Annotated in this window: 22 protein-coding genes; 16 read left to right on the top strand and 6 right to left on the bottom strand. The window is 70.2% G+C overall.

Annotation, left to right across the window (positions count from 1 at the left end; translation table 11 throughout):
- A partial coding sequence (locus ABD52_RS29250; protein ID WP_047893897.1) for an ATP-binding cassette domain-containing protein occupies window positions 1-284 on the bottom strand: 284 nt, incomplete at its 3' end.
- Between the two features lie 240 nt (window positions 285-524).
- Between ABD52_RS29250 and ABD52_RS29255 the strand changes: the two genes are divergently transcribed.
- From ABD52_RS29255 to ABD52_RS29265, 3 genes are all read left to right on the top strand, one after another.
- Complete coding sequence (locus ABD52_RS29255) at window positions 525-1,073, top strand: Uma2 family endonuclease (protein ID WP_047893903.1); 549 nt, start codon at window positions 525-527, stop codon at window positions 1,071-1,073.
- A gap of 68 nt (window positions 1,074-1,141) precedes the next feature.
- Window positions 1,142-2,578, top strand: a complete 1,437-nt coding sequence (locus ABD52_RS29260) for a TldD/PmbA family protein (RefSeq protein WP_013475227.1) — start codon at window positions 1,142-1,144, stop codon at window positions 2,576-2,578.
- Window positions 2,575-3,996 (top strand): TldD/PmbA family protein, encoded by a 1,422-nt coding sequence (locus tag ABD52_RS29265; RefSeq protein ID WP_047893898.1) that lies wholly within the window; start codon window positions 2,575-2,577, stop codon window positions 3,994-3,996. Before ABD52_RS29260 ends, ABD52_RS29265 begins: the two co-directional genes overlap by 4 nt.
- A gap of 223 nt (window positions 3,997-4,219) precedes the next feature.
- On the opposite strand, the gene ABD52_RS41085 is transcribed toward ABD52_RS29265, so the two are convergent.
- Window positions 4,220-4,366 carry a hypothetical protein gene (locus tag ABD52_RS41085; RefSeq protein WP_225319537.1) on the bottom strand — a complete coding sequence of 49 codons (147 nt, stop codon included), beginning with the start codon at window positions 4,364-4,366 and terminating at the stop codon, window positions 4,220-4,222.
- On the opposite strand from ABD52_RS41085, the gene ABD52_RS29270 reads away from it, so the two are divergent.
- The 3 genes from ABD52_RS29270 to ABD52_RS29280 are packed head-to-tail and all read left to right on the top strand — an operon-like array spanning window position 4,302 to window position 8,075.
- On the top strand, window positions 4,302-5,045 hold the full coding sequence (locus tag ABD52_RS29270) for a hypothetical protein (protein WP_225319536.1): 744 nt from the start codon (window positions 4,302-4,304) through the stop codon (window positions 5,043-5,045). The genes ABD52_RS41085 and ABD52_RS29270 overlap by 65 nt on opposite strands.
- 10 nt (window positions 5,046-5,055) lie before the next feature.
- On the top strand, window positions 5,056-6,969 hold the full coding sequence (locus tag ABD52_RS29275) for a fumarate reductase/succinate dehydrogenase flavoprotein subunit (protein ID WP_013475225.1): 1,914 nt from the start codon (window positions 5,056-5,058) through the stop codon (window positions 6,967-6,969).
- The gene (locus ABD52_RS29280) at window positions 6,969-8,075 is read left to right on the top strand and encodes a succinate dehydrogenase/fumarate reductase iron-sulfur subunit (protein ID WP_013288451.1); all 1,107 of its coding nucleotides are present in this window, start codon (window positions 6,969-6,971) and stop codon (window positions 8,073-8,075) included. Before ABD52_RS29275 ends, ABD52_RS29280 begins: the two co-directional genes overlap by 1 nt.
- Window positions 8,076-8,182: 107 nt before the next feature.
- On the opposite strand, the gene ABD52_RS29285 is transcribed toward ABD52_RS29280, so the two are convergent.
- Window positions 8,183-8,623, bottom strand: a complete 441-nt coding sequence (locus ABD52_RS29285) for a (deoxy)nucleoside triphosphate pyrophosphohydrolase (protein ID WP_174361743.1) — start codon at window positions 8,621-8,623, stop codon at window positions 8,183-8,185.
- A 184-nt stretch (window positions 8,624-8,807) separates the two neighbouring features.
- Between ABD52_RS29285 and ABD52_RS29290 the strand changes: the two genes are divergently transcribed.
- From ABD52_RS29290 to ABD52_RS29310, 5 genes are all read left to right on the top strand, one after another.
- The gene (locus tag ABD52_RS29290; RefSeq protein ID WP_013288453.1) at window positions 8,808-9,116 is read left to right on the top strand and encodes a 4a-hydroxytetrahydrobiopterin dehydratase; all 309 of its coding nucleotides are present in this window, start codon (window positions 8,808-8,810) and stop codon (window positions 9,114-9,116) included.
- A 32-nt stretch (window positions 9,117-9,148) separates the two neighbouring features.
- Window positions 9,149-9,511 (top strand): PH domain-containing protein, encoded by a 363-nt coding sequence (locus ABD52_RS29295; protein WP_013288454.1) that lies wholly within the window; start codon window positions 9,149-9,151, stop codon window positions 9,509-9,511.
- A 22-nt stretch (window positions 9,512-9,533) separates the two neighbouring features.
- Window positions 9,534-10,247, top strand: coding sequence for a vancomycin high temperature exclusion protein (locus ABD52_RS29300; RefSeq protein WP_047893899.1), 714 nt, complete (start codon window positions 9,534-9,536; stop codon window positions 10,245-10,247).
- A 207-nt stretch (window positions 10,248-10,454) separates the two neighbouring features.
- The gene (locus ABD52_RS29305; RefSeq protein ID WP_030269469.1) at window positions 10,455-11,186 is read left to right on the top strand and encodes a class I SAM-dependent methyltransferase; all 732 of its coding nucleotides are present in this window, start codon (window positions 10,455-10,457) and stop codon (window positions 11,184-11,186) included.
- Window positions 11,187-11,273: 87 nt separating this feature from the next.
- Entirely contained in the window at window positions 11,274-11,765 is a 492-nt protein-coding gene (locus ABD52_RS29310; protein WP_047893900.1) for a GNAT family N-acetyltransferase, read from the top strand.
- Window positions 11,766-11,864: 99 nt separating this feature from the next.
- Here the strand turns inward: ABD52_RS29310 and ABD52_RS29315 are convergent, their stop codons facing one another.
- Window positions 11,865-12,146 (bottom strand): hypothetical protein, encoded by a 282-nt coding sequence (locus ABD52_RS29315; RefSeq protein WP_053065509.1) that lies wholly within the window; start codon window positions 12,144-12,146, stop codon window positions 11,865-11,867.
- Window positions 12,147-12,280: 134 nt separating this feature from the next.
- On the opposite strand from ABD52_RS29315, the gene ABD52_RS29320 reads away from it, so the two are divergent.
- The 3 genes from ABD52_RS29320 to ABD52_RS29330 are packed head-to-tail and all read left to right on the top strand — an operon-like array spanning window position 12,281 to window position 14,207.
- Window positions 12,281-12,640, top strand: coding sequence for a GntR family transcriptional regulator (locus ABD52_RS29320; RefSeq protein WP_047893901.1), 360 nt, complete (start codon window positions 12,281-12,283; stop codon window positions 12,638-12,640).
- Complete coding sequence (locus ABD52_RS29325) at window positions 12,637-13,515, top strand: ATP-binding cassette domain-containing protein (protein WP_013475219.1); 879 nt, start codon at window positions 12,637-12,639, stop codon at window positions 13,513-13,515. Before ABD52_RS29320 ends, ABD52_RS29325 begins: the two co-directional genes overlap by 4 nt.
- Window positions 13,512-14,207 carry a hypothetical protein gene (locus ABD52_RS29330; protein WP_013288461.1) on the top strand — a complete coding sequence of 232 codons (696 nt, stop codon included), beginning with the start codon at window positions 13,512-13,514 and terminating at the stop codon, window positions 14,205-14,207. The genes ABD52_RS29325 and ABD52_RS29330 overlap by 4 nt, the downstream gene beginning before the upstream one ends.
- A 91-nt stretch (window positions 14,208-14,298) precedes the next feature.
- Here ABD52_RS29330 and ABD52_RS29335 read toward each other — a convergent pair whose 3' ends face one another.
- The gene (locus ABD52_RS29335; RefSeq protein WP_013288462.1) at window positions 14,299-14,862 is read right to left on the bottom strand and encodes a dihydrofolate reductase family protein; all 564 of its coding nucleotides are present in this window, start codon (window positions 14,860-14,862) and stop codon (window positions 14,299-14,301) included.
- A gap of 300 nt (window positions 14,863-15,162) precedes the next feature.
- Between ABD52_RS29335 and ABD52_RS29340 the strand changes: the two genes are divergently transcribed.
- Window positions 15,163-15,894, top strand: a complete 732-nt coding sequence (locus tag ABD52_RS29340) for an SDR family oxidoreductase (RefSeq protein WP_235437590.1) — start codon at window positions 15,163-15,165, stop codon at window positions 15,892-15,894.
- A gap of 134 nt (window positions 15,895-16,028) precedes the next feature.
- On the opposite strand, the gene ABD52_RS38625 is transcribed toward ABD52_RS29340, so the two are convergent.
- A complete protein-coding gene (locus tag ABD52_RS38625) occupies window positions 16,029-16,958 on the bottom strand; it encodes a phosphotransferase enzyme family protein (protein WP_052166079.1) in 930 nt (309 codons plus the stop codon).
- A gap of 685 nt (window positions 16,959-17,643) precedes the next feature.
- Between ABD52_RS38625 and ABD52_RS29350 the strand changes: the two genes are divergently transcribed.
- The gene (locus ABD52_RS29350) at window positions 17,644-18,288 is read left to right on the top strand and encodes a class I SAM-dependent methyltransferase (RefSeq protein ID WP_030501464.1); all 645 of its coding nucleotides are present in this window, start codon (window positions 17,644-17,646) and stop codon (window positions 18,286-18,288) included.
- Window positions 18,289-18,436: the final 148 nt, after the last annotated feature.

The following is an 18,436-nucleotide window of genomic DNA, read 5'->3' on the forward strand; positions in this document are numbered from 1 at the left end:
CCCACCCAGATCTCCCCCGAGATGGTCGTCCGCTTCGCGTTGTGCAAACCCAGAATCGCCAGCGACGTCACACTCTTACCGGAACCGGACTCCCCCACGATCCCCAGCGTGCGACCCCGCTCCACGGCGAACGACACACCGTCCACGGCCCGCACCACACCGTCCTCGGTGTCGAACCGCACCCGCAGATCTCTGACCTGGAGATAGGGCCCGTCGCCGGAGCGCTGCTCCGGCACCTCCGGGCGGTCCGGCTCCCCGGACGGCACCGCCTCCGACCTGCCCATTGACCGCCTCCCCTTCGGTGATGAAGAGAACCTACAGGAAATCCCCAGAGGCGAAAATAAGCTACATCGAGCGGCCTGTCAGCGGCCTGAGCGTAACGACTGGGTTTCCGTCTCGCACCCCCGTCACCTGGGACATCCACGCCCGCGACTGGCCGTCGTCGCCTCGTCGCCGCACTTGTGGTGCGACGATGGTCCCGGCGACGAAGGGACGATTCCCGTCGGCACGAGGTGGAGGCGACGATGACCGCGGCGGTGTTCGGCCACGACGGCCCGTGGACCGAAGAGGAGTACCTCGCCCTCGGCGAGACGCGGCAACGCGTCGAACTCTTCGACGGGAGCCTGCACGTGACACCGGCACCGACCCCGCGGCACCAACGAATCCAGCGGAACCTCGGCAACCTGCTGGAGGCCGCGGCCCGGCACGTCGGCCTGGAACTGCTGGAGACGGTGAACGTCCGGCTCCGGCCAGGCCGCATACCGATTCCCGACCTGGTCGTCACCGAGCCGATCGACTTCGACCAGCCGATGATCGAGGCGCGGGACGTGCGGCTCGTGTGTGAGGTCATCTCACCGGGCAACGCGGCAACCGACAAGGTGCTCAAGATGCACTACTACGCCCCCGCGGGGATCGAGTGGTACCTGCTGGTGGAGCAGGAAACCGGCACGCTGCACCTGCACCGGCGGCAGGGTCGGCACTACCGCGAGGTGTCAGTGACCAAGCCCGGTTCCGCGCTGGAGCTGACCGAGCCCGTCCGGGCCACGATCCGGCCGGCGGATCTCGTCCCCTGACGGATGTCGGTGCGCTCGCCTAGGGTCGGGCGCATGAGCGAGCGTCGAGCGACCCATCAGGACAGCGCATGAGCGAGTTCGACGCGGCGACCGCCGCCGTCCAGGCCGCTCTCGACGCGGGCGCCCGCTACGCCGACGCCCGGGTCATGCACCGCCGCTACGAGTCGATGTCGGCCCGCAACGGCGACATCGAGGAGCTGAGCCAGGACGAGAGCATCGGGCTGGGCGTACGCGCGCTCGTCGGATCGGGGTGGGGCTTCCACGCCGTACCCGATCTGTCCGACGCCGCGGCCCGCGACGCCGGCCGGCGCGCCGCGGCGATCGCCACCGCGAGCGCGCGGGTTCCCGGTCCGCCGATCGACCTGGTGCCGGCCGAGGCGGCGGTGGCGAGCTGGGCCTCGGAGTGCGCCGTCGACCCGCTCGGGGTGCCGCTGTCGGACAAGGGCGACCTGCTGGTCCGCGCCACGGCGACGATGCGCGAGCACGGCGCCGACCTGGCCGAGGGGCTCTACCAGATCTGGGACACCTCGAAGTGGTTCGTCTCCAGCGAGGGCCACCGGATCGACCAGCGGATCCGGGAGTGCGGTGGCGGCATCTCGGCCACCTCGATCGGTGACGGCGAGACCCAGCGGCGGTCCTACCCGAGCTACCGCGGGCAGTACGGCACCACCGGCTGGGAGCTGGTCACCTCGCTCGACCTGGCCGCGCACGCCGCGCGGATCGCCGAGGAGTCCCGCGAGCTGCTCACCGCGCCGCTCTGCCCGGCCGGCGAGACCGATCTGATCCTCGGCGGTGAGCAGCTCGCGTTGCAGATCCACGAGTCGGTCGGGCACGCCATCGAGCTGGACCGCATCCTCGGCTGGGAGGCGGCGTTCGCCGGCACGTCCTGGCTCGACCTGGCCCGCCTCGGCTCGCTGCACTACGGCTCCGAGCTGATGAACGTGACCATCGACCCGACCATCCCTGGCGCGCTGGGCAGCTTCGGCTACGACGACGAGGGCTCCCCGGCGGTCGCCCGGGACGCGGTCCGCGAGGGGCGGTGGGTCGGGGTGCTCGCCGGCCGGGACTCGGCCGCCGTCGCGGGCCTTGACTACGGCGGCAGCGTACGGGCCGACGGCTGGGCCCGGCTGCCGATGGTGCGGATGACGAACGTGGGCCTGGAACCCGGCCCGCACACGCTCGACGAGATCATCGCGGCCACCGACGACGGGGTGCTGATGGACATCAACCGGTCCTGGTCGATCGACGACAAGCGGCTCAACTTCCAGTTCGGCTGCGAGGTCGGCTGGGAGGTGAAGAAGGGCCGCCGGGGGCGGATGCTGCGCAACCCCACCTACACCGGCATCGGGCCGGTCTTCTGGCGCTCGATGGACATGCTCTCCTCGGAGACGGTCGCCTGGGGCACGCCCAACTGCGGGAAGGGGCAGCCCGGCCAGGTCGGGCACACCGGCCACCCGGCCGCGCCGGCCCGGTTCCGCGGCGTCCGGGTGGGGGTGCGGGCATGAGCGAGCGCGGCATGAACGCCGAGCTGGAGATCGCCGCCGGGGTGGTGGACCTGGTCCGGCACACGGCCGGTCCGGCCGCCGAGGCCGAGGTGCTGGTGACCCGCTCCGACCTGGCGCTGACCCGGTTCGCCAACTCGTTCATCCACCAGAACGTGTCCGAGACCGGTGTCGCCGTACACCTGCGGTTGCACGTGGACGGGCGGACCGCTACCGGCAGCGGCAGCCGGGTCGACGCCGACGGGCTGGCCGCCCTGGTCGAGCGGACCCGGGCCGCGGCCCGGCTCGCGCCGCCCGACCCGGCCTGGCCGGGACTCACCGCCCCGACGCCTGTGCCGTCCGGCCCGGCCGTCGACGAGGACACCGCGTTCGCCTCGCCCGACGAGCGGGCCGAGCGGGTACGCGCGTTCGTGGACGCGGTCGAGGGGCTGGAGGCGGCCGGCTACTGCCGGACCTCGTACCGGTCGGGGGCGTTCGCCAACTCGGCCGGGCACACGGCTGTGGGCCGGGCGGCCGAGGCGGCGATGGACGGCATCGCCCGCGCCGGCGGCGCCGACGGGGTGGCCCGGCTCTGCGCCGACCGGCTGGCCGATCTCGACGGCGCGGCGCTCGGCGCCCGCGCGGCGGCCAAGGCGCGTGCCGCTGCGGACCCGGTCGAGCTGCCGCCCGGGCACTACGAGGTGGTGCTCGAACCGGCTGCCGTCGCCGACCTGCTCCAGAACCTGGCCTGGTACGGCTTCAACGGCAAGCGCTACGCCGAACGGCAGTCCTTCGCCGAACCGGGCACCGCTCAGTTCGACCCCTCGGTGACGGTGGTGGACGACCCGCTGCACGCCGGCACACTGCCGTTCGACCTGGAGGGCACGCCCCGGCGGGCGTTGCCGCTGGTGGAGGGCGGCACCACAGGGGCGGTGGCGTACGACAGGCGCGGCGGCGCCGAGGCGGGCGCCGGGTCCACCGGCCACGGTATGCCGGGTAGCGCGACGTTCGGGCCGATCCCGCACAACGTCCGCCTGCTGACGGGTACGGCGGGCGTGGCAGGCGCGGCCGTCGCCGCCGGACCGGTGAGCGCGGGCGTGACCGGGGCGGTGGGCGACCCGGACACCGCCGCGCTGGTGGCCGGGATGCGGCGCGGGCTGCTGGTCAGCGACTTCTGGTACACCCGCGTGCTGGACCCGAAGCAGCTCGTGGTCACCGGGTTGACCCGCAACGGGGTGTGGCTGGTCGAGGACGGCGTGCCGACCCGCGCGGTGCGCGACTTCCGGTTCACCGAGTCGTACCCCCGGGCGCTGGGGCCGGGCCGGGTGCTCGGCCTGGGCCGGACGGCGGTCCGCCAGCCTGCCCGCGTCGACGGCTCCTGGTACGAGACACCGGCGCTGCGGCTGTCCTCGTGGCACTTCACCGGCGGCGCGTCCGGGTGACCCGGCGCGCCGCCGGGCGCACCACGCCACCGGTCGGCGCACCGTTCGGCCGACCCGCCACATTGATCATGAACTGACTCTTTCCAAGCTGCGGGACACACGGGACACTGCGTTGCGCGGCCGGGCCGTGAAGATCGGCGTAACGTGTGTCACTTAGCCGCACCGGTTCGCCGGTGTGGCCTCGCGCGTGCGCAGGACGTGACAGTGACGTCAGGGAGATGACTCAGATGACAACTACGTCGGCCAGGACGCCGAGACCGCAGCCGCGGGGAGGGCGGGCACGCGCCGCCATCGCGGCGAAGACGTTGCGGACCGACAGATGGTGGATCGCCCCGCTGATCACGGTGGTGGGGCTCAGCGCGTGGGTCATCTACGCGACGGTCCGGGTCTTCATGCACAAGTGGTACTGGGTGGAGCAGTACCACTACCTGACGCCGTTCTACTCCCCCTGCGTCACCGACCGCTGTGTCGAGGGCTCCTCGCACTTCGGCCAGTTCCTGCCCGGCTGGTGGATCATCCCGGACGCGGCGCTCACCCTGCCGTTCCTGCTGCTGTTCCGGCTGACCTGCTACTACTACCGCAAGGCGTACTACCGGTCGTTCTGGCTGTCGCCGCCGGCCTGCGCGGTGCCGGACGGGCACCAGTCGTACAGCGGCGAGACGCGGTTCCCGCTGCTCGGGCAGAACCTGCACCGCTACTTCTTCTACGCCGCCGCGATCATCTCGCTGATCAACACCTGGGACGCGATCCTGGCCTTCCACTCCCCCGAGGGCTTCGGCTTCGGCCTGGGCAACATCATCCTGATCGGCAACGTGGTGATGCTGTGGGCGTACACGATCTCCTGCCACTCCTGCCGGCACATCATCGGCGGGCGGCTCAAGCACTTCTCCAAGCACCCGATGCGCTACAAGGCGTGGACCGGGGTGTCCTGGTTGAACGTCCGGCACATGCAGCTCGCCTGGATCACCCTCGGCACCCTGGCACTCACCGACTTCTACGTGATGGCGGTCGCCGCCGGCTGGATCAACGACCTGCGGTTCATCAACTGAGAGCCTGGACATGACTGAGACGCGAATCGAACGACACCACTACGACGTCGTCGTGATCGGGGCCGGTGGCGCCGGCCTGCGCGCGGCGATCGAGGCCCGGCTGGCCGGCAAGAAGACCGCGATCATCTCGAAGTCGCTGTTCGGCAAGGCGCACACGGTGATGGCCGAGGGCGGCGCCGCCGCCGCGATGGGCAACGTGAACTCGCGCGACAACTGGCAGGTGCACTTCCGGGACACCATGCGCGGCGGCAAGTTCCTCAACAACTTCCGGATGGCCGAGCTGCACGCCAAGGAGGCGCCGCAGCGGATCTGGGAGCTGGAGACGTACGGCGCGCTGTTCGACCGCACCAAGGACGGGAAGATCTCGCAGCGCAACTTCGGCGGCCACGAGTACCCGCGCCTGGCGCACGTCGGCGACCGGACCGGCCTGGAGCTGATCCGCACGCTCCAGCAGAAGATCGTCTCGCTCCAGCAGGAGGACAAGCAGGAGTTCGGCAGCTACGACGCGCGGATCCGGGTCTTCTCCGAGACCACGATCACCGAACTGCTGCTCGACGGCGACCGCGTCGCCGGGGCGTTCGGCTACTACCGCGAGTCCGGCGAGTTCGTCCTGTTCGAGGCGCCCGCGGTGGTCCTGGCCACCGGCGGCGTCGGACGCTCCTACAAGGTCACCTCGAACTCGTGGGAGTACACCGGCGACGGCCACGCGCTGGCGCTGCGCGCCGGGGCCACGCTGATCAACATGGAGTTCCTCCAGTTCCACCCGACCGGCATGGTCTGGCCGCCCTCGGTGAAGGGCATCCTGGTCACCGAGTCGGTACGCGGCGACGGCGGCGTGCTGAAGAACTCCGAGGGCAAGCGGTTCATGTTCGACTACGTCCCCGACGTGTTCCGCAAGCAGTACGCGGAGACCGAGGAGGAGGCGGACCGCTGGTACACCGATCCGGACAACAACAGGCGTCCGCCGGAGCTGCTGCCCCGCGACGAGGTCGCACGCGCGATCAACAGCGAGGTCAAGGAGGGCCGGGGTACGCCGGCCGGCGGCGTCTACCTGGACATCGCCTCCCGCAAGTCGGCCGAGGAGATCCGCCGCCGCCTCCCGTCGATGTACCACCAGTTCAAGGAACTGGCCGACGTCGACATCACCAAGGAGCCGATGGAGGTCGGCCCGACCTGTCACTACGTGATGGGCGGCGTCGAGGTGGACCCGGACTCCGGCGCGGCGTACGGCACCGTGCGCGGGCTCTACGCCGCCGGTGAGGTGTCCGGCGGCATGCACGGCTCCAACCGGCTCGGCGGCAACTCCCTGTCCGACCTGCTGGTCTTCGGCAAGCGCGCGGGCGGGCACGCGGCCACGTACACCGATCAGCTCACCACCCGCCCGGCGGTGTCGGTGGCGGCAGTGGAGGCCGCCGTGGAGACGGCGCTGGCGCCGTTGCAGCGGGACACCGGTGAGAGCCCGTACCAGCTCCAGCAGGACCTCCAGGTGGTGATGGGCGACCTGGTCGGCATCATCCGGCGCGAGGGTGAGCTGGCCGACGCGCTCGCCCGGCTGGCCGAGCTGCGGGAGCGGGTGGCGAAGGTCAGCGCGGTCGGCGGCCGGCGCTACAACCCGGGCTGGCACCTGGCGCTGGACCTGCGCAACATGCTCGTGGTCTCGGAGTGCACCGCGAAGGCGGCGCTGGAGCGGCAGGAGTCGCGCGGCGGGCACACCCGGGAGGACTACCCGGCGATGGACCCGAAGTGGCGGAGCGTCAACCTGGTCTGCTCGCTGGACGGCGACACGGTCCGGCTGACCCACAAGCCGCTGCCGAAGATGCGGCCGGAGCTGATCGGGCTGTTCGACCGGGCCGAGCTGGCCAAGTACCTGACCGACGAGGAACTCGCCGAGTTCGACGCCCTCACCGAGGAGGCGAACAACTGATGGGAAGTAAGCGCCAGTTCCGCATCTGGCGGGGCGACGAGACCGGCGGCGACCTGAAGGACTACACCGTCGAGGTGAACGAGGGCGAGGTGGTCCTCGACGTGATCCACCGGCTCCAGGCCACCGAGGCGCCGGACCTGGCGTGCCGGTGGAACTGCAAGGCCGGCAAGTGCGGCTCGTGCTCGATGGAGATCAACGGCAAGCCGCGGCTGGGCTGCATGACGCGGATGTCGACGTTCGAGGAGTCCGAGACCGTCACCGTCACCCCGCTGCGCACCTTCCCGGTGATCCGGGACCTGGTCACCGACGTCTCGTTCAACTACGAGAAGGCGCGGGAGACCCCGGCGTTCGCGCCGCCGGCCGACGTGGCGCCCGGTGACTACCGGATGCAGCAGGTCGACGTCGAGCGCTCGCAGGAGTTCCGCAAGTGCATCGAGTGCTTCCTGTGCCAGAACGTCTGCCACGTGATCCGTGACCACGAGGAGAACAAGCCGGCGTTCTCCGGTCCCCGGTTCTTCATCCGGGCGGCCGAGCTGGACATGCACCCGCTCGACGCGCGCACCGACCGCCGGGAGTACGCGCAGTCGGACATGGGACTCGGCTTCTGCAACATCACCAAGTGCTGCACCGAGGTCTGCCCCGAGCACATCAAGATCACCGACAACGGGATCATCCCCATGAAGGAACGGGTCGTCGACCGCAGGTACGATCCCCTTGTGTGGCTCGGTAACAAGATCTTCCGGAGGGGTCAGGTGCCTCAGACCAGCGCGACCAGCGGGCATTCGAGCGGTGCCGTCACGTCCGGAGGGGCGCAGGGCGGGGCGCACGCGCACGGCGGCGGTTCGCACGCCGGCGGGGTGCACTCGCACGCCGGCGGCTCGCACGACAGCGCCGCCGAGCGTCAGGCCCAGCAGGGCGTCAACTGGCACCGCGAGGTGCCGCACCCGACCGCCCCGGCGGTGGACGCCAACGGCCGGCTGCCGCTGACCGAACTGACGTTCAACAAGGCCGCCGCGCCGTCGCCGTTCGGTGACGACGTGACGTTCCCGCTGCCGCCGGAGCACCTCAACTTCGCTCACCCGCAGCAGGACGAGCCGAAGCACTGAACAGCAGCGCGACGATGACGGGGGCCGGCGGCACGAGCCGCGGGCCCTCGTCCCGTTTCCGGCCGGCTGTCCGGTTCACCGGACGGCCCGGCTCGCGCCGCCGTCGTTCAGGGGGCGTCGAGCAGCGGGCGCAGCGCGGCCACGATCGGCACGTCGGCCGGCAGCCAGTCGACGCTGTCCAACTCGGCGGCGGAGAGCCAGCGCAGCTCGGCGTGCTCCAGGGCCTCGGGCTCGTCGCCGTGCAGCAGGCGGGCGGCGTAGACGCGCAGCACGGACCGGCCGTGCGCCATCCGTACGTCCCGGCCGACACGCGCGCCGACGGCCACCCGTACGCCCAGCTCCTCGGCACACTCCCGGGCCAGCGCGTCGGTCTCGGCCTCGCCCGGCTCGACCTTTCCGCCCGGGAACTCCCATCGCCCCGCCACCTCGGGGGGCGCGGAGCGCTCGCATGCCAGCACCCGGCCACCCTCGATGATCGCCGCCCCGACGACCACCCTCGGCTCCCGCCGGTCGGCCTGCCCGCTTCCGCTAACCCGTTCGGTCCGCACGGGCCACCAGCGTGCCAGATCAATCGGCGGTTTGGGTAGCTGCGTCGGCCGTCAGGTCAGCAGAACACGGAAGTGTGGGCGTGGACACACCATCTGAGCGGCGAGAGACTAGAGGGCGTCGACTGGGACACGGGATGGCGACGATTTGGCCACAAGCCGGCAACGACGCCTGGGAGGTGCGGTGATGCGCGTGCTGTTCAGCGGCCGGGCGAAGCACGACTACCTCAGCGACGCGCTAGCCCTGCTGTCCGGATGGACGCGCGAGGGCGAACAGATCCGCCGCACGATCGTCCTCGACGACACCCAGCACGCCGCGCTCACCGAGCGGGTGGCGGTGGTCGCCGACGCGCTGCGGCTGCGCCCCGAAATCAGCCGCCGGGCCGACCGTACGCAGATCAGACTCGGGCACGACGACGGCGAGCCACTCACCGAGGGTGAGGTTCTGCTCGCGGCGCGCATCGAGGACGCGGTCCGCGCGGTCACCGAGCCCTGATCGGCTGGCACGCCCCGCCTACCCTCGGGTGCATGTCTGGCCCCACGTACGACCGCAAGGAACAGTTCCAGCAGATCCAGAGCGGGTTGCTGCCCGGTGAGCAGATCATCGCCGTCTACGACGCGGTCGGCACCGGCACCGGCTTCATCGGCCTGACCGACCGGCGGGTGATCATCCAGGACCGCTCCTTCGTCGGCAAGCGGTACGCGATCACCAGCATCCCGTACTCGAAGATCACCAGCGTGAGCGTGGTGAGCAACAAGTCCTGGGGTGGTTCGTTCTTCTCCACCGGGTCCATCGCGGTGCACGTCGGCACGCACACCTACGAGGTCGAGTTCCGGGGCGCGCAGAAGAGCCACCACGTGCACAACGTGATCCTGCACCACATCTCCTGACCCGCCTGGCACAATCGCCGCCATGCGGGGGCTGAGGGCGCGATGGCGGGCCTGGCGGGGCGAGCATCGGCGGGCCGTACGCCTGCTCCGCCGCCTCCTGGTGCTCGCCACCGCCGCCGTGATGCTGCTCGGCGCCGCCACGGTCGCCAGCGCGACCTGGGTCCGCGGCGCCGCCGAGGGCCGCCTGTTCGACGCCGCGGACGTGCCGGAGACACCGGTGGCCCTGGTGCTGGGCACCAAGGTGGAGCCGGACGGCACGCCGGCGCCGTTCCTCGCCGCCCGGCTGGAGATCGCCCGCCAGTTGTACGCCTCCGGCAAGGTCCAGGTGCTCCTGCTCTCCGGCGACCACATGGACTGGGACTACGACGAGCCGGACGCGATGCGGCGCTGGCTCGTCGAGCGTGGCGTCCCGGCGGAGAAGACGGTGCTGGACCACGCCGGATTCGACACGTACGACTCGTGCGTCCGCGCGCACCGCGTCTTCGGGGTCCGGCGGGCCACAGTGGTCACCCAGTCGTTCCACCTGCCGCGCGCGGTGGCGCTCTGCCGGGACGCCGGCATCGAGGCAGTCGGCGTCGGCGACGACACCGCCCGCCGGTACGCCGACCAGTGGCGGATCAGCTCCACCCGGGAGTACGGCGCGTGCGTGAAGGCCGCCGTGGACGTGCTCACCGGGCGTGACCCGGTGCACCTCGGCCGCCGGGAGACCGGAGTGGACGACGCGCTGCGGGCTTAATCGGGTTGTCTGCTCGGCACGGCTGCTGATCTGCTGAACCCCTCGAAGCCGACCGGAGGGAGCACCGCCATGCCGAACGCTGCGAAGCCCAGCCGACCCGTCGTCACCTCATCCGAATCGAGGCTTCGTCTTGTCGTACCCCATTCCGGCGGAGGTCACTGACCTCTCGCCGCGTCGCGTCCCTTCCGCCCGGCGGGAGGGCGCGTGATGTCCGTCTTCGACGATCCCGGCCTGTTCGGCCGGCTCTGGGCCGCCACCTACGACGGCCCCGGCAATCCCGACCCGGCCCCGGCCGTCGACTTCCTCGCGCCGCTGGCCGAGGGCGGCCCGGTGCTCGAACTGGCTGTGGGCACCGGCCGGGTGGCCCTGCCGCTGGCCGCCCGCGGCCTCGCCGTGGAGGGTGTCGAGGCGTCCCCGGAGATGGTGGCGCACCTGCGCGCCAAGCCGGGCGGCGCGGACATGCCCGTCACCATCGGCGACATGTCGGACGTCCCGGTCGCCGGGCCGTACCGTCTGGTCTTCCTGGTGTTCAACACGCTGTTCAACCTGGTCTCGGAGGAGCGCCAGGCGGCGTGCTTCCGCAACGTCGCCCGGGTGCTCGCGCCCGGCGGGGCGTTCGTCATCGAGACCTTCGTGCCCGACCCGGCGGACTTCGACCGGGACGAGCAGGTCCAGGTGCGGGAGGTGACCGAGGACTCGGCCACCATCCGCCTGCACCGGTACGACCGGGCGGCGCAGACGTTCGTGCGGCAGACCGTCACCTTCGACGCCTCCGGCGTGCACCTGAAGCCGTTCGCCATGCGGTACGCCTGGCCGGAACAGATCGACGAACTGGCGGAGCGGGCCGGGCTGCGGCTCACCGAGCGGTACGCCGACTGGGACCGGACGCCGTTCGAGGCGGACAGCCGCGCGCACATCTCCGTCTACCGGCGGCGGTAGCGCTCACGCCGAGGGGCCGGGCATCACGTCCCGGCCTCTCGGCGCGCGACTACGCTGACGACCGCCGGGCCCGGACAGGAGAGGCCGATGACAGTCTCAGTCGCCGCCATGGACGACTCGCACGCCGACTCCGTGCTGGAGATCTACCGCCTCGGCATCGCCGAGGGGAACGCCACGTTCGAGACCGAGCCGCCGGACTGGACGCGGTTCACCGCCACCCGCCTGCCCGGCCACCGCTGGGTGGCGCTCGACGAGGCCGGCGACGTCCTCGGCTGGGTGGCCTGCTCGGCGGTCTCCGACCGCTGCGTCTACGCCGGGGTGGTCGAGCACTCCGTCTACGTGCACCCGAAGGGGCGGGGTCGCGGGGTCGGCCGAGCACTGCTGGACGCGCTGATCGCCTCCACCGAGGCGGCCGGGATCTGGACCATCCAGTCCGGCGTGTTCCCGGAGAACACCGCGAGTCTCGCGCTGCACGCGACGTGCGGATTCCGCGTCGTCGGCACCCGCGAGCGGGTAGGCCGCCACCACGGCACCTGGCGAGACGTGACCTTGATCGAACGCCGCAGCCCTAGGATCTGACCCCCCTTCCCTCCTCCCGCGCCCTCGCCCCGGTGATCAAGGAGTTTGTGTCCGGTCGGCGTGGTCCGGGTGACGTAAACCCCTTGATCACCGGGTTGGTCAGGTGCCGACCAGGTGGCGGCGTACCAGGGCGTCCCGCTCCAGGATCAGGTCGACCATCTGCCAGAACTCGGCGAGCCGGGGATGGGTCAGGCCCTCCTCGCGGCTGAGCTTGCGGCCGAAGATCGGGCTGTCCCCCGCGACCTCACCACCGTTGACGAGCGTCGCGGCCGGCCCCGGCGAGCCGGCCACCGGCCCGACCCGGCAGCCGAAGGTGACGTGGTCGTCGAAGTCGTCGCGGCCCCAGCTGCCCAGGATCGCGTCGATCCAGACCTCGTGCACGCCGTCGTGGTGGTAGCAGCCACGGCGCGAACCCTAGCGAGCCCGCGTGCCGCCGCGCGTACCCGAAGGCACTTGACGGTTCCGGCGCCCAGGTGCGACGGTTAGTTACATGAGTAATGAACCGAAGAACCGGGATGGATGACGGGCGGCCGATCTTCGTCCAGATCGCGGAGCTGATCGAAAACTCGATCATCGACGGGACGCTCGCGGAGGAGACCCAGGTGCCGTCGACGAACGAGCTGGCGGCGTTCCACCGGATCAACGCGGCGACCGCCGCCAAGGGGATCAACCGCCTGGTCGATGACGGGATTCTCTACAAACGCAGGGGGATCGGAATGTTCGTGGCAACGGGGGCCGTCAAAACACTCCGGGAACGCCGCCGGCGCGAGTTCTCCGACCAGTACGTGCGGCCCCTCATCGAGGAGGCACGCAAGTTGGGCATCGGCACCGAGGAGCTGAAGAAGCTCATCGAGACAGGGGAGGAACAGCGATGAGCGTCGTGGCGGCAGCCGGCCTCACGAAGCGGTTCGGTGAGGTGACCGCTCTCGACGACGTCACCTTCACGTTGACGGGCAACAAGATCTACGGCCTCCTCGGACGCAACGGCGCCGGCAAGACGACGCTGATGCAGCTGATCACCGGCCAGGACAACGGCATCAGCGGGGACCTCACGCTATTCGGCGAGCGCCCGTACGAGAACGAGCGGGCACTGTCGCGGGTGGTCTTCATCAAGGAGAGCCAGACGTACCCCACGACCTACCAGGTCCGGCACGTCCTGAGCCTGGCCAGGCGGCTGTTCCCCAACTGGGACGAGGACTTCGCGCAGTCCCTCGTGGACGACTTCGACCTGCCGCGCAAGCGCAACGTGCGCAAGCTGTCCCGCGGCATGCTGTCCGCGCTGGGCGTGACGATCGGACTGGCCGCACGGGCGCCGCTGACCTTCTTCGACGAGCCGTACCTCGGTCTCGACGCGGTCGCCCGGCAGCTCTTCTACGACCGGCTCCTCGCCGACTACGCCGAGAATCCGCGCACTGTCGTGCTCTCCACACACCTCATCGACGAGGTGGCCGACCTGATCGAGCACGTGCTGCTGCTCGACCGCGGCAAGCTGCTGCTCGACGCGCCCAGCGACGAGTTGCGCGGCGAGGTGATGGAGGCGTCCGGCCCGGCCGGGGCGGTGGACGAGTTCGCCGCCGCACACCGGGTGCTGCACCGCGGGCAGCTCGGCGGCGCGGTCCGCGCGTCGCTGCGCGGGTCGTTCGACAACGCCGAACGGATGCGCGCCAGGAAGCTCGGCATCGACCTGGCACCGTTGTCGCTCCAGCAGGCCGTGGTGCGCCTGACGACGGAAAGGACGAACACCCGATGACCCGCATCCTCGACGTCGCCCGGATGCACACCATCGCCCGGGTCGGCCAGCTGGACTGGCCGTGGGGCATCATGGCCATCTCGCTCGGCGTCAACCTGCTGATCTTCGCCTCGGTCGACGAGGCGGCGCCGGGCAAGAACACCACAGGCGGTCTGCTCAGCCTCTACATCGTCTGCGCGATCATCGCCGCCGCCTCGATCAGCCAGGTGTTCCCGTTCGCGCTCGGCATGGGCGTCACCCGGCGCACCTTCTACCTCGCCACAGTGCTCGTCAACGTGGTGCAGGCGGTCGTCTACGGCGTCCTGCTCTACCTGCTCAACCTGATCGAGGGCGCCACCGGCGGCTTCGGGATCGAGCTCCGGTTCTTCCGGATCCCGTACATCGACGTCGACAACGGGCTGTTGCAGATCGCCGTCTACGCGGTGCCGTTCCTGTTCCTGAACTTCCTCTCCGTCTTCGTATCCGTCTGGTACGTCCGGTTCGGCATGAACGGCCTGCTCGGCGCCGGTGCGGCGCTGATCCTGGTGACCGGCCTGCTCGTCGCGTTGATCACCTGGCAGGGCTGGTTCGGCGCCATCTGGCAGTGGCTGAGCAGCCAGCACCAGATCAGCCTGCTGGTGGGATGGCCCGCCCTGGTGGCGGCGGCGGCCGCACTCGGGGGCATGGCGGCCATCCGCCGGGCCAACGCCTGACGGTTACGCACACGGCGACCGCCGGTCCGCAGGACGCGGGCCGGCGGTCGTTTGCGCATCGGTTGTCGACCTGCACTGATGGAGCGTCACCTCAGCGCCTGGTCTCGTACCTCGTCAGGAGCACACCGCCCGGGAACGTCCGGGTCTCCACCAGGGCCAGGTTCACCCAGTTGTCCAGGGCCGTGAAGAACGGCTTGCCGTCACCCACCAGAACCGGGTGGGTGACGAGCACGTACTCGTCGATCAGCCCGCCCCGCATGGCCGCAGCGGCGAGTGTGGCGCCGCCGATGTCCATCGGACCGCCGTCCTCGGCCTTGAGCCGGGTGATCTCGGTGACCGCGTCGCCGGTGACCAGGCGGGTGTTCCAGTCGACCGGTCTGGTCGTCGAGGAGAACACCACCTTCGGCATGTCCCGCCAGCGGCCGGCGAACTCGACCTGGGCCGGTGTGACGCCCGGCTGCTGGTCGGCGGTCGGCCAGTGGGAGCTCATCGCCTCCCACAGTCGCCGCCCGTAGAGCGCCGTGCCTGTCGCCCCCACCCGGTCGGACCACCACTGGAACAACTCGTCGCTCGGCGCACCCCAGCCGAGGTCGTCGCCGGGCGCGGCGACGTAGCCGTCCAGGCTCACGTTCATGCCGAAGGTCAGTTTGCGCATCGTGCCAGCCTCCCGTGGGTCGGTACTCGGCGTACAGACCAGCACGGCGCCGGCAAGACATCGGTCAGGCCACACCGAGGGCCGGCCCACGGGTGTTCCCGCGTCCGGGTGCGGGACCATGACCCCGTGGACGAGGAGACTGCGGGAGCGCCGTCGCGATGCATCGCAGGCACTGCTGTGGTGGCCGGGTAATTCCGATGACGGCCTTCGGGCGGGCAGCAAGGATGGTGCGTCGAGGGGGTGCGACCACGAATGTCTCTAACGGACGGCAGGGACCAACAGCATCGACCCGTCGCCCTGGTGACCGGTGCCGGCCGCAGCGCCGGCATCGCTGCATCGGTGGTGGTGACGCTGGCTCGGACCGGCTGGGATGTCGGCTTCACCTACTGGACCCCGTACGACGAGCGGATGCCCTGGGGAGCCGATCCCGAGGCCATGACGCAGCTCAGCGGCCAGGCCGCCGTGCATGGGGCAAGAACTGTCGCAGTCGAGGCGAACCTCGCTGATCCTCACACCACGGCTGGCATCTTCGAGGCCGTGGAGCGAGAGCTGGGCTCGGTCGGCGCGCTCGTCCTCGCCCACTGCGAGAGCGTGAAATCAGGCCTGCTCGACACCAGCATCGAGAGCTTCGACCGTCACTTCGCGGTCAACACCCGGGCGAGCTGGCTCTTGATTCGCGAGTACGCCCGACGGTTCCGAGGGGCACATGGCACGGGACGCATCGTCAGCCTCACCAGTGACGCTACCGTCGGCAACCTTCCCTACGGAGCCAGCAAAGGCGCTCTCGATCGGATCACCCTGGCCGCTGCTCAAGAACTGGCCCACCTCGGCGTGACCGCCAACGCCATCGACCCGGGTCCAACCGACACCGGCTGGATGACCGCAGAGATCAAGGATGCCGTCCTACGGGCCACGCCGCTCGGTCGCCTCGGACGCCCGCGGGATTGTGCGAACCTCGTCGCGTTCCTGTGCTCACCCGACGGGGGCTGGATCAACGGCCAACTGTTACGCAGCGACGGCGGCATCTCCTGACCTGTGAAAACAGACCGAACTCAGACGTTGAAGCGGAACATAGACGGGCGCTCGCATGACCGGCGGCGATCCAGTCGGCAGGCTTGTCACGCCACATCTTGGGCTTACGCTGTTAGTGGCTGGTTGCCGACGTTTCACGCTGTCTTGTGCCCCCTGTGTGCCCCCGAAGGCTCTTTGGCCGCCAAGCGGCCGAGCCATCGATGCGCATTCTCCAAGCCGACTTCGTTGTCGGCTGCGCTCGTGATTCCGGTCAGATCGTCGGCAACAAGGCGGCGGGCGAAGTAATCAGCTTGCACCGCCCAGCGAAACCGAAGCATGGCCAGCAAGCCGTGTTCCACCTCGGCGCGCGTCATCGTCTTGCTCTCTAGGTATGCCTCCACCACGTAGTCCGCGTTATCGATGCCTCCGACATACATCACTGCCGACGCGAGGTCGTACAACAGCGGACCGCTCATCGCGATACTCCAGTCGATCAGTCCGCACTCTCCCGTCTTGCGGTCGAGCCGGAATGCCTCTGGAGCCGGATCGGTGTGTAGCAGGCCCCACGACAAAGACCCGACATCAAGCGCCTCGTACCCCGCAAGGGCGGCCGCCACTGAGGGTCGAACCCAAGGGCGGACTGCCAGATGTGCTGCCCGCGCATCGACCCAGTGAAACCGGTCCGCATCCTTGATCGTCACGCTTCTCAGTGCTGCGTGCACTCGCGCCAGGGTTGCCCCGATCAGCCGTTGCTCGTCCGGGCTCCTGCCAAGCAGCCCGCTGCCTGCGACCCAGTTCAACAACCCGAGCGGCACTCCGTCGACATCGGCGACGAGGCTTCCGTGCCTCGTCACTACCGGGGTGCCCGCCGGAACGCCTGCCGCCTCGACGTGAGCCGCGACCTGAAGGCCGCCCATGAAGGAACGGCGCGATCCCGGCGCAACTGCCTTGGCTACCCACCGTTCACCGCCCTCGGAAACGAACCACGTCGCCGAGTTCATGCCGCCGTTGTGCACCTGAACCGCCGCGTCCGCCAGTCCCCAATGGGCCGCGAGACACGCACGCAGCTTCCCGTTATCGATCACCAGCAAGAGTCAAACACCATCCACCGCAACTGGCTACGAACTTCTGACCTCACCGCGTGCCCACCTCGCCATCCCGTCTGCCATCGACCCGCCCTCCTGGGGAGCGGGCCGCCGCCCGGCCCGCCACGTCAAGCGGACCTTGACGGCTCGTACGGACGCTGGCGGGCCGGGCGGCGGTCTGCTCGGCTCGCCCGGGTCGATGGCAGGCGGGATGGCTCCCACCGCAACCACCCACGGACCGTGACCCGCCGACGGAGCCCCGGCCATCCTGGAGCCGGAGCGCCCCCGCCGGAGGCGCACTAACCGCAACCCCGCGACCGCCCCCACTTCGCCGACGCGGCCGGCGTGCCCTCCCCTACGCCGCGCGGGCTCGTGGCCGCGCGGCCCGGCCGGCTGCCGGCCCACCACCACCCGGTCAACGCCCCTGTCGTGCTGCGGCGGCCCACCGGGCTTCCCGCTGTCCGCGCCAGCCGCCGGGCATCAGGCGTGACGGCCGCAGAGCGACAGCGGCAGTGGCCGGCGCGCGCCCAGGCGGCGGCGCGTGCGGCCCGTCAAGGGCCGCCTTGAAGACGTACAGAAACTTTGAACCACATTGCCGGCAGCCGGCTGTCGTACTCGGGTTGGTGCGTTACATCGTGGCTTCACTTGATGCATGGCGCTCCGTCGAGTCACTACCCTCGCTGGGATGAGCGATCAAGACTGGTTGGCTGACACCCGCATCTCCTATGACACGGTCGCCGTCGGCTACGCCGACCAGGTGCGCGACGCTCTCGCTGGCGAGCCCTACCTACGAGTGAGTCTGGCGTTGTTCGCCGACATGGTCCAGGCCGCCGTCGACGGGCCGGTGGCGGACGTGGGTTGCGGACCAGGACACGTCACCGCCCACCTAAGCAAGCTTGGCGTCGACGCCTTCGGCATCGACCTTTCACCCAAGATGATCGACGTTGCTCGGCGGGATAACCCTGGCCTGCGATTCGAGGTGGGCTCGATGACGGATCTGAGTCTCGGCGACGCCTCGGTTACCGGCCTGGTTGCCTTCTGGTCGCTGATCCACGTCCCCGACGACGCGGTGCCCACGGTCTTCGGCCACTTCCGGCGGGTGTTGCGTCCCGGCGGACCGCTGTTACTCGGCTTTCACGTGGGCGACGGATCGCGGCTGAAAACACAGGGCTACGGTGGCCACCCGATGAGGGTCTACGTTCACCGACGCCAACCTGACCAAGTAACGGCTTGGCTGCGCGATGCCGGATTCACGGTCGAGGCTCAGTTGATGCTCAATCTGGACCAGCCTTTCCCAGGGGCCGTCCTCTTCGCGCGCCGCCAGCCCTAGCAGCTTCTGGGCAGTGTTGGGTGAGTTCCCCCCGCTTTGATGGAGCGGTGGTTACCTGCTGCCGGCTGGCGCAGGGGTGGCGATTGGTGGCTCGGCTGGCTCGGTCTGGCGGCTGTGCCAGGCGGTCTCGTACTCGTTCGGGCTGAGG

The sequence above is a fragment of the Micromonospora sp. RV43 genome (assembly GCF_001029515.1).
GTDB lineage: Bacteria > Actinomycetota > Actinomycetes > Mycobacteriales > Micromonosporaceae > Micromonospora > Micromonospora aurantiaca.

Bases quoted from the DNA above. Each gene is read 5' to 3' on its own strand.
- ABD52_RS29255 (WP_047893903.1), top strand. From the start codon at position 525: ATGACCGCGGCGGTGTTCGGCCACGACGGCCCGTGGACCGAAGAGGAG.
- ABD52_RS29260 (WP_013475227.1), top strand. From the start codon at position 1,142: ATGAGCGAGTTCGACGCGGCGACCGCCGCCGTCCAGGCCGCTCTCGAC.
- ABD52_RS29265 (WP_047893898.1), top strand. From the start codon at position 2,575: ATGAGCGAGCGCGGCATGAACGCCGAGCTGGAGATCGCCGCCGGGGTG.
- ABD52_RS41085 (WP_225319537.1), bottom strand. From the start codon at position 4,366: ATGACCCACGCGCTGAGCCCCACCACCGTGATCAGCGGGGCGATCCAC.
- ABD52_RS29275 (WP_013475225.1), top strand. From the start codon at position 5,056: ATGACTGAGACGCGAATCGAACGACACCACTACGACGTCGTCGTGATC.
- ABD52_RS29280 (WP_013288451.1), top strand. From the start codon at position 6,969: ATGGGAAGTAAGCGCCAGTTCCGCATCTGGCGGGGCGACGAGACCGGC.
- ABD52_RS29290 (WP_013288453.1), top strand. From the start codon at position 8,808: ATGCGCGTGCTGTTCAGCGGCCGGGCGAAGCACGACTACCTCAGCGAC.
- ABD52_RS29295 (WP_013288454.1), top strand. From the start codon at position 9,149: ATGTCTGGCCCCACGTACGACCGCAAGGAACAGTTCCAGCAGATCCAG.
- ABD52_RS29300 (WP_047893899.1), top strand. From the start codon at position 9,534: ATGCGGGGGCTGAGGGCGCGATGGCGGGCCTGGCGGGGCGAGCATCGG.
- ABD52_RS29305 (WP_030269469.1), top strand. From the start codon at position 10,455: ATGTCCGTCTTCGACGATCCCGGCCTGTTCGGCCGGCTCTGGGCCGCC.
- ABD52_RS29310 (WP_047893900.1), top strand. From the start codon at position 11,274: ATGACAGTCTCAGTCGCCGCCATGGACGACTCGCACGCCGACTCCGTG.
- ABD52_RS29320 (WP_047893901.1), top strand. From the start codon at position 12,281: ATGGATGACGGGCGGCCGATCTTCGTCCAGATCGCGGAGCTGATCGAA.
- ABD52_RS29325 (WP_013475219.1), top strand. From the start codon at position 12,637: ATGAGCGTCGTGGCGGCAGCCGGCCTCACGAAGCGGTTCGGTGAGGTG.
- ABD52_RS29330 (WP_013288461.1), top strand. From the start codon at position 13,512: ATGACCCGCATCCTCGACGTCGCCCGGATGCACACCATCGCCCGGGTC.
- ABD52_RS29335 (WP_013288462.1), bottom strand. From the start codon at position 14,862: ATGCGCAAACTGACCTTCGGCATGAACGTGAGCCTGGACGGCTACGTC.
- ABD52_RS29350 (WP_030501464.1), top strand. From the start codon at position 17,644: ATGAGCGATCAAGACTGGTTGGCTGACACCCGCATCTCCTATGACACG.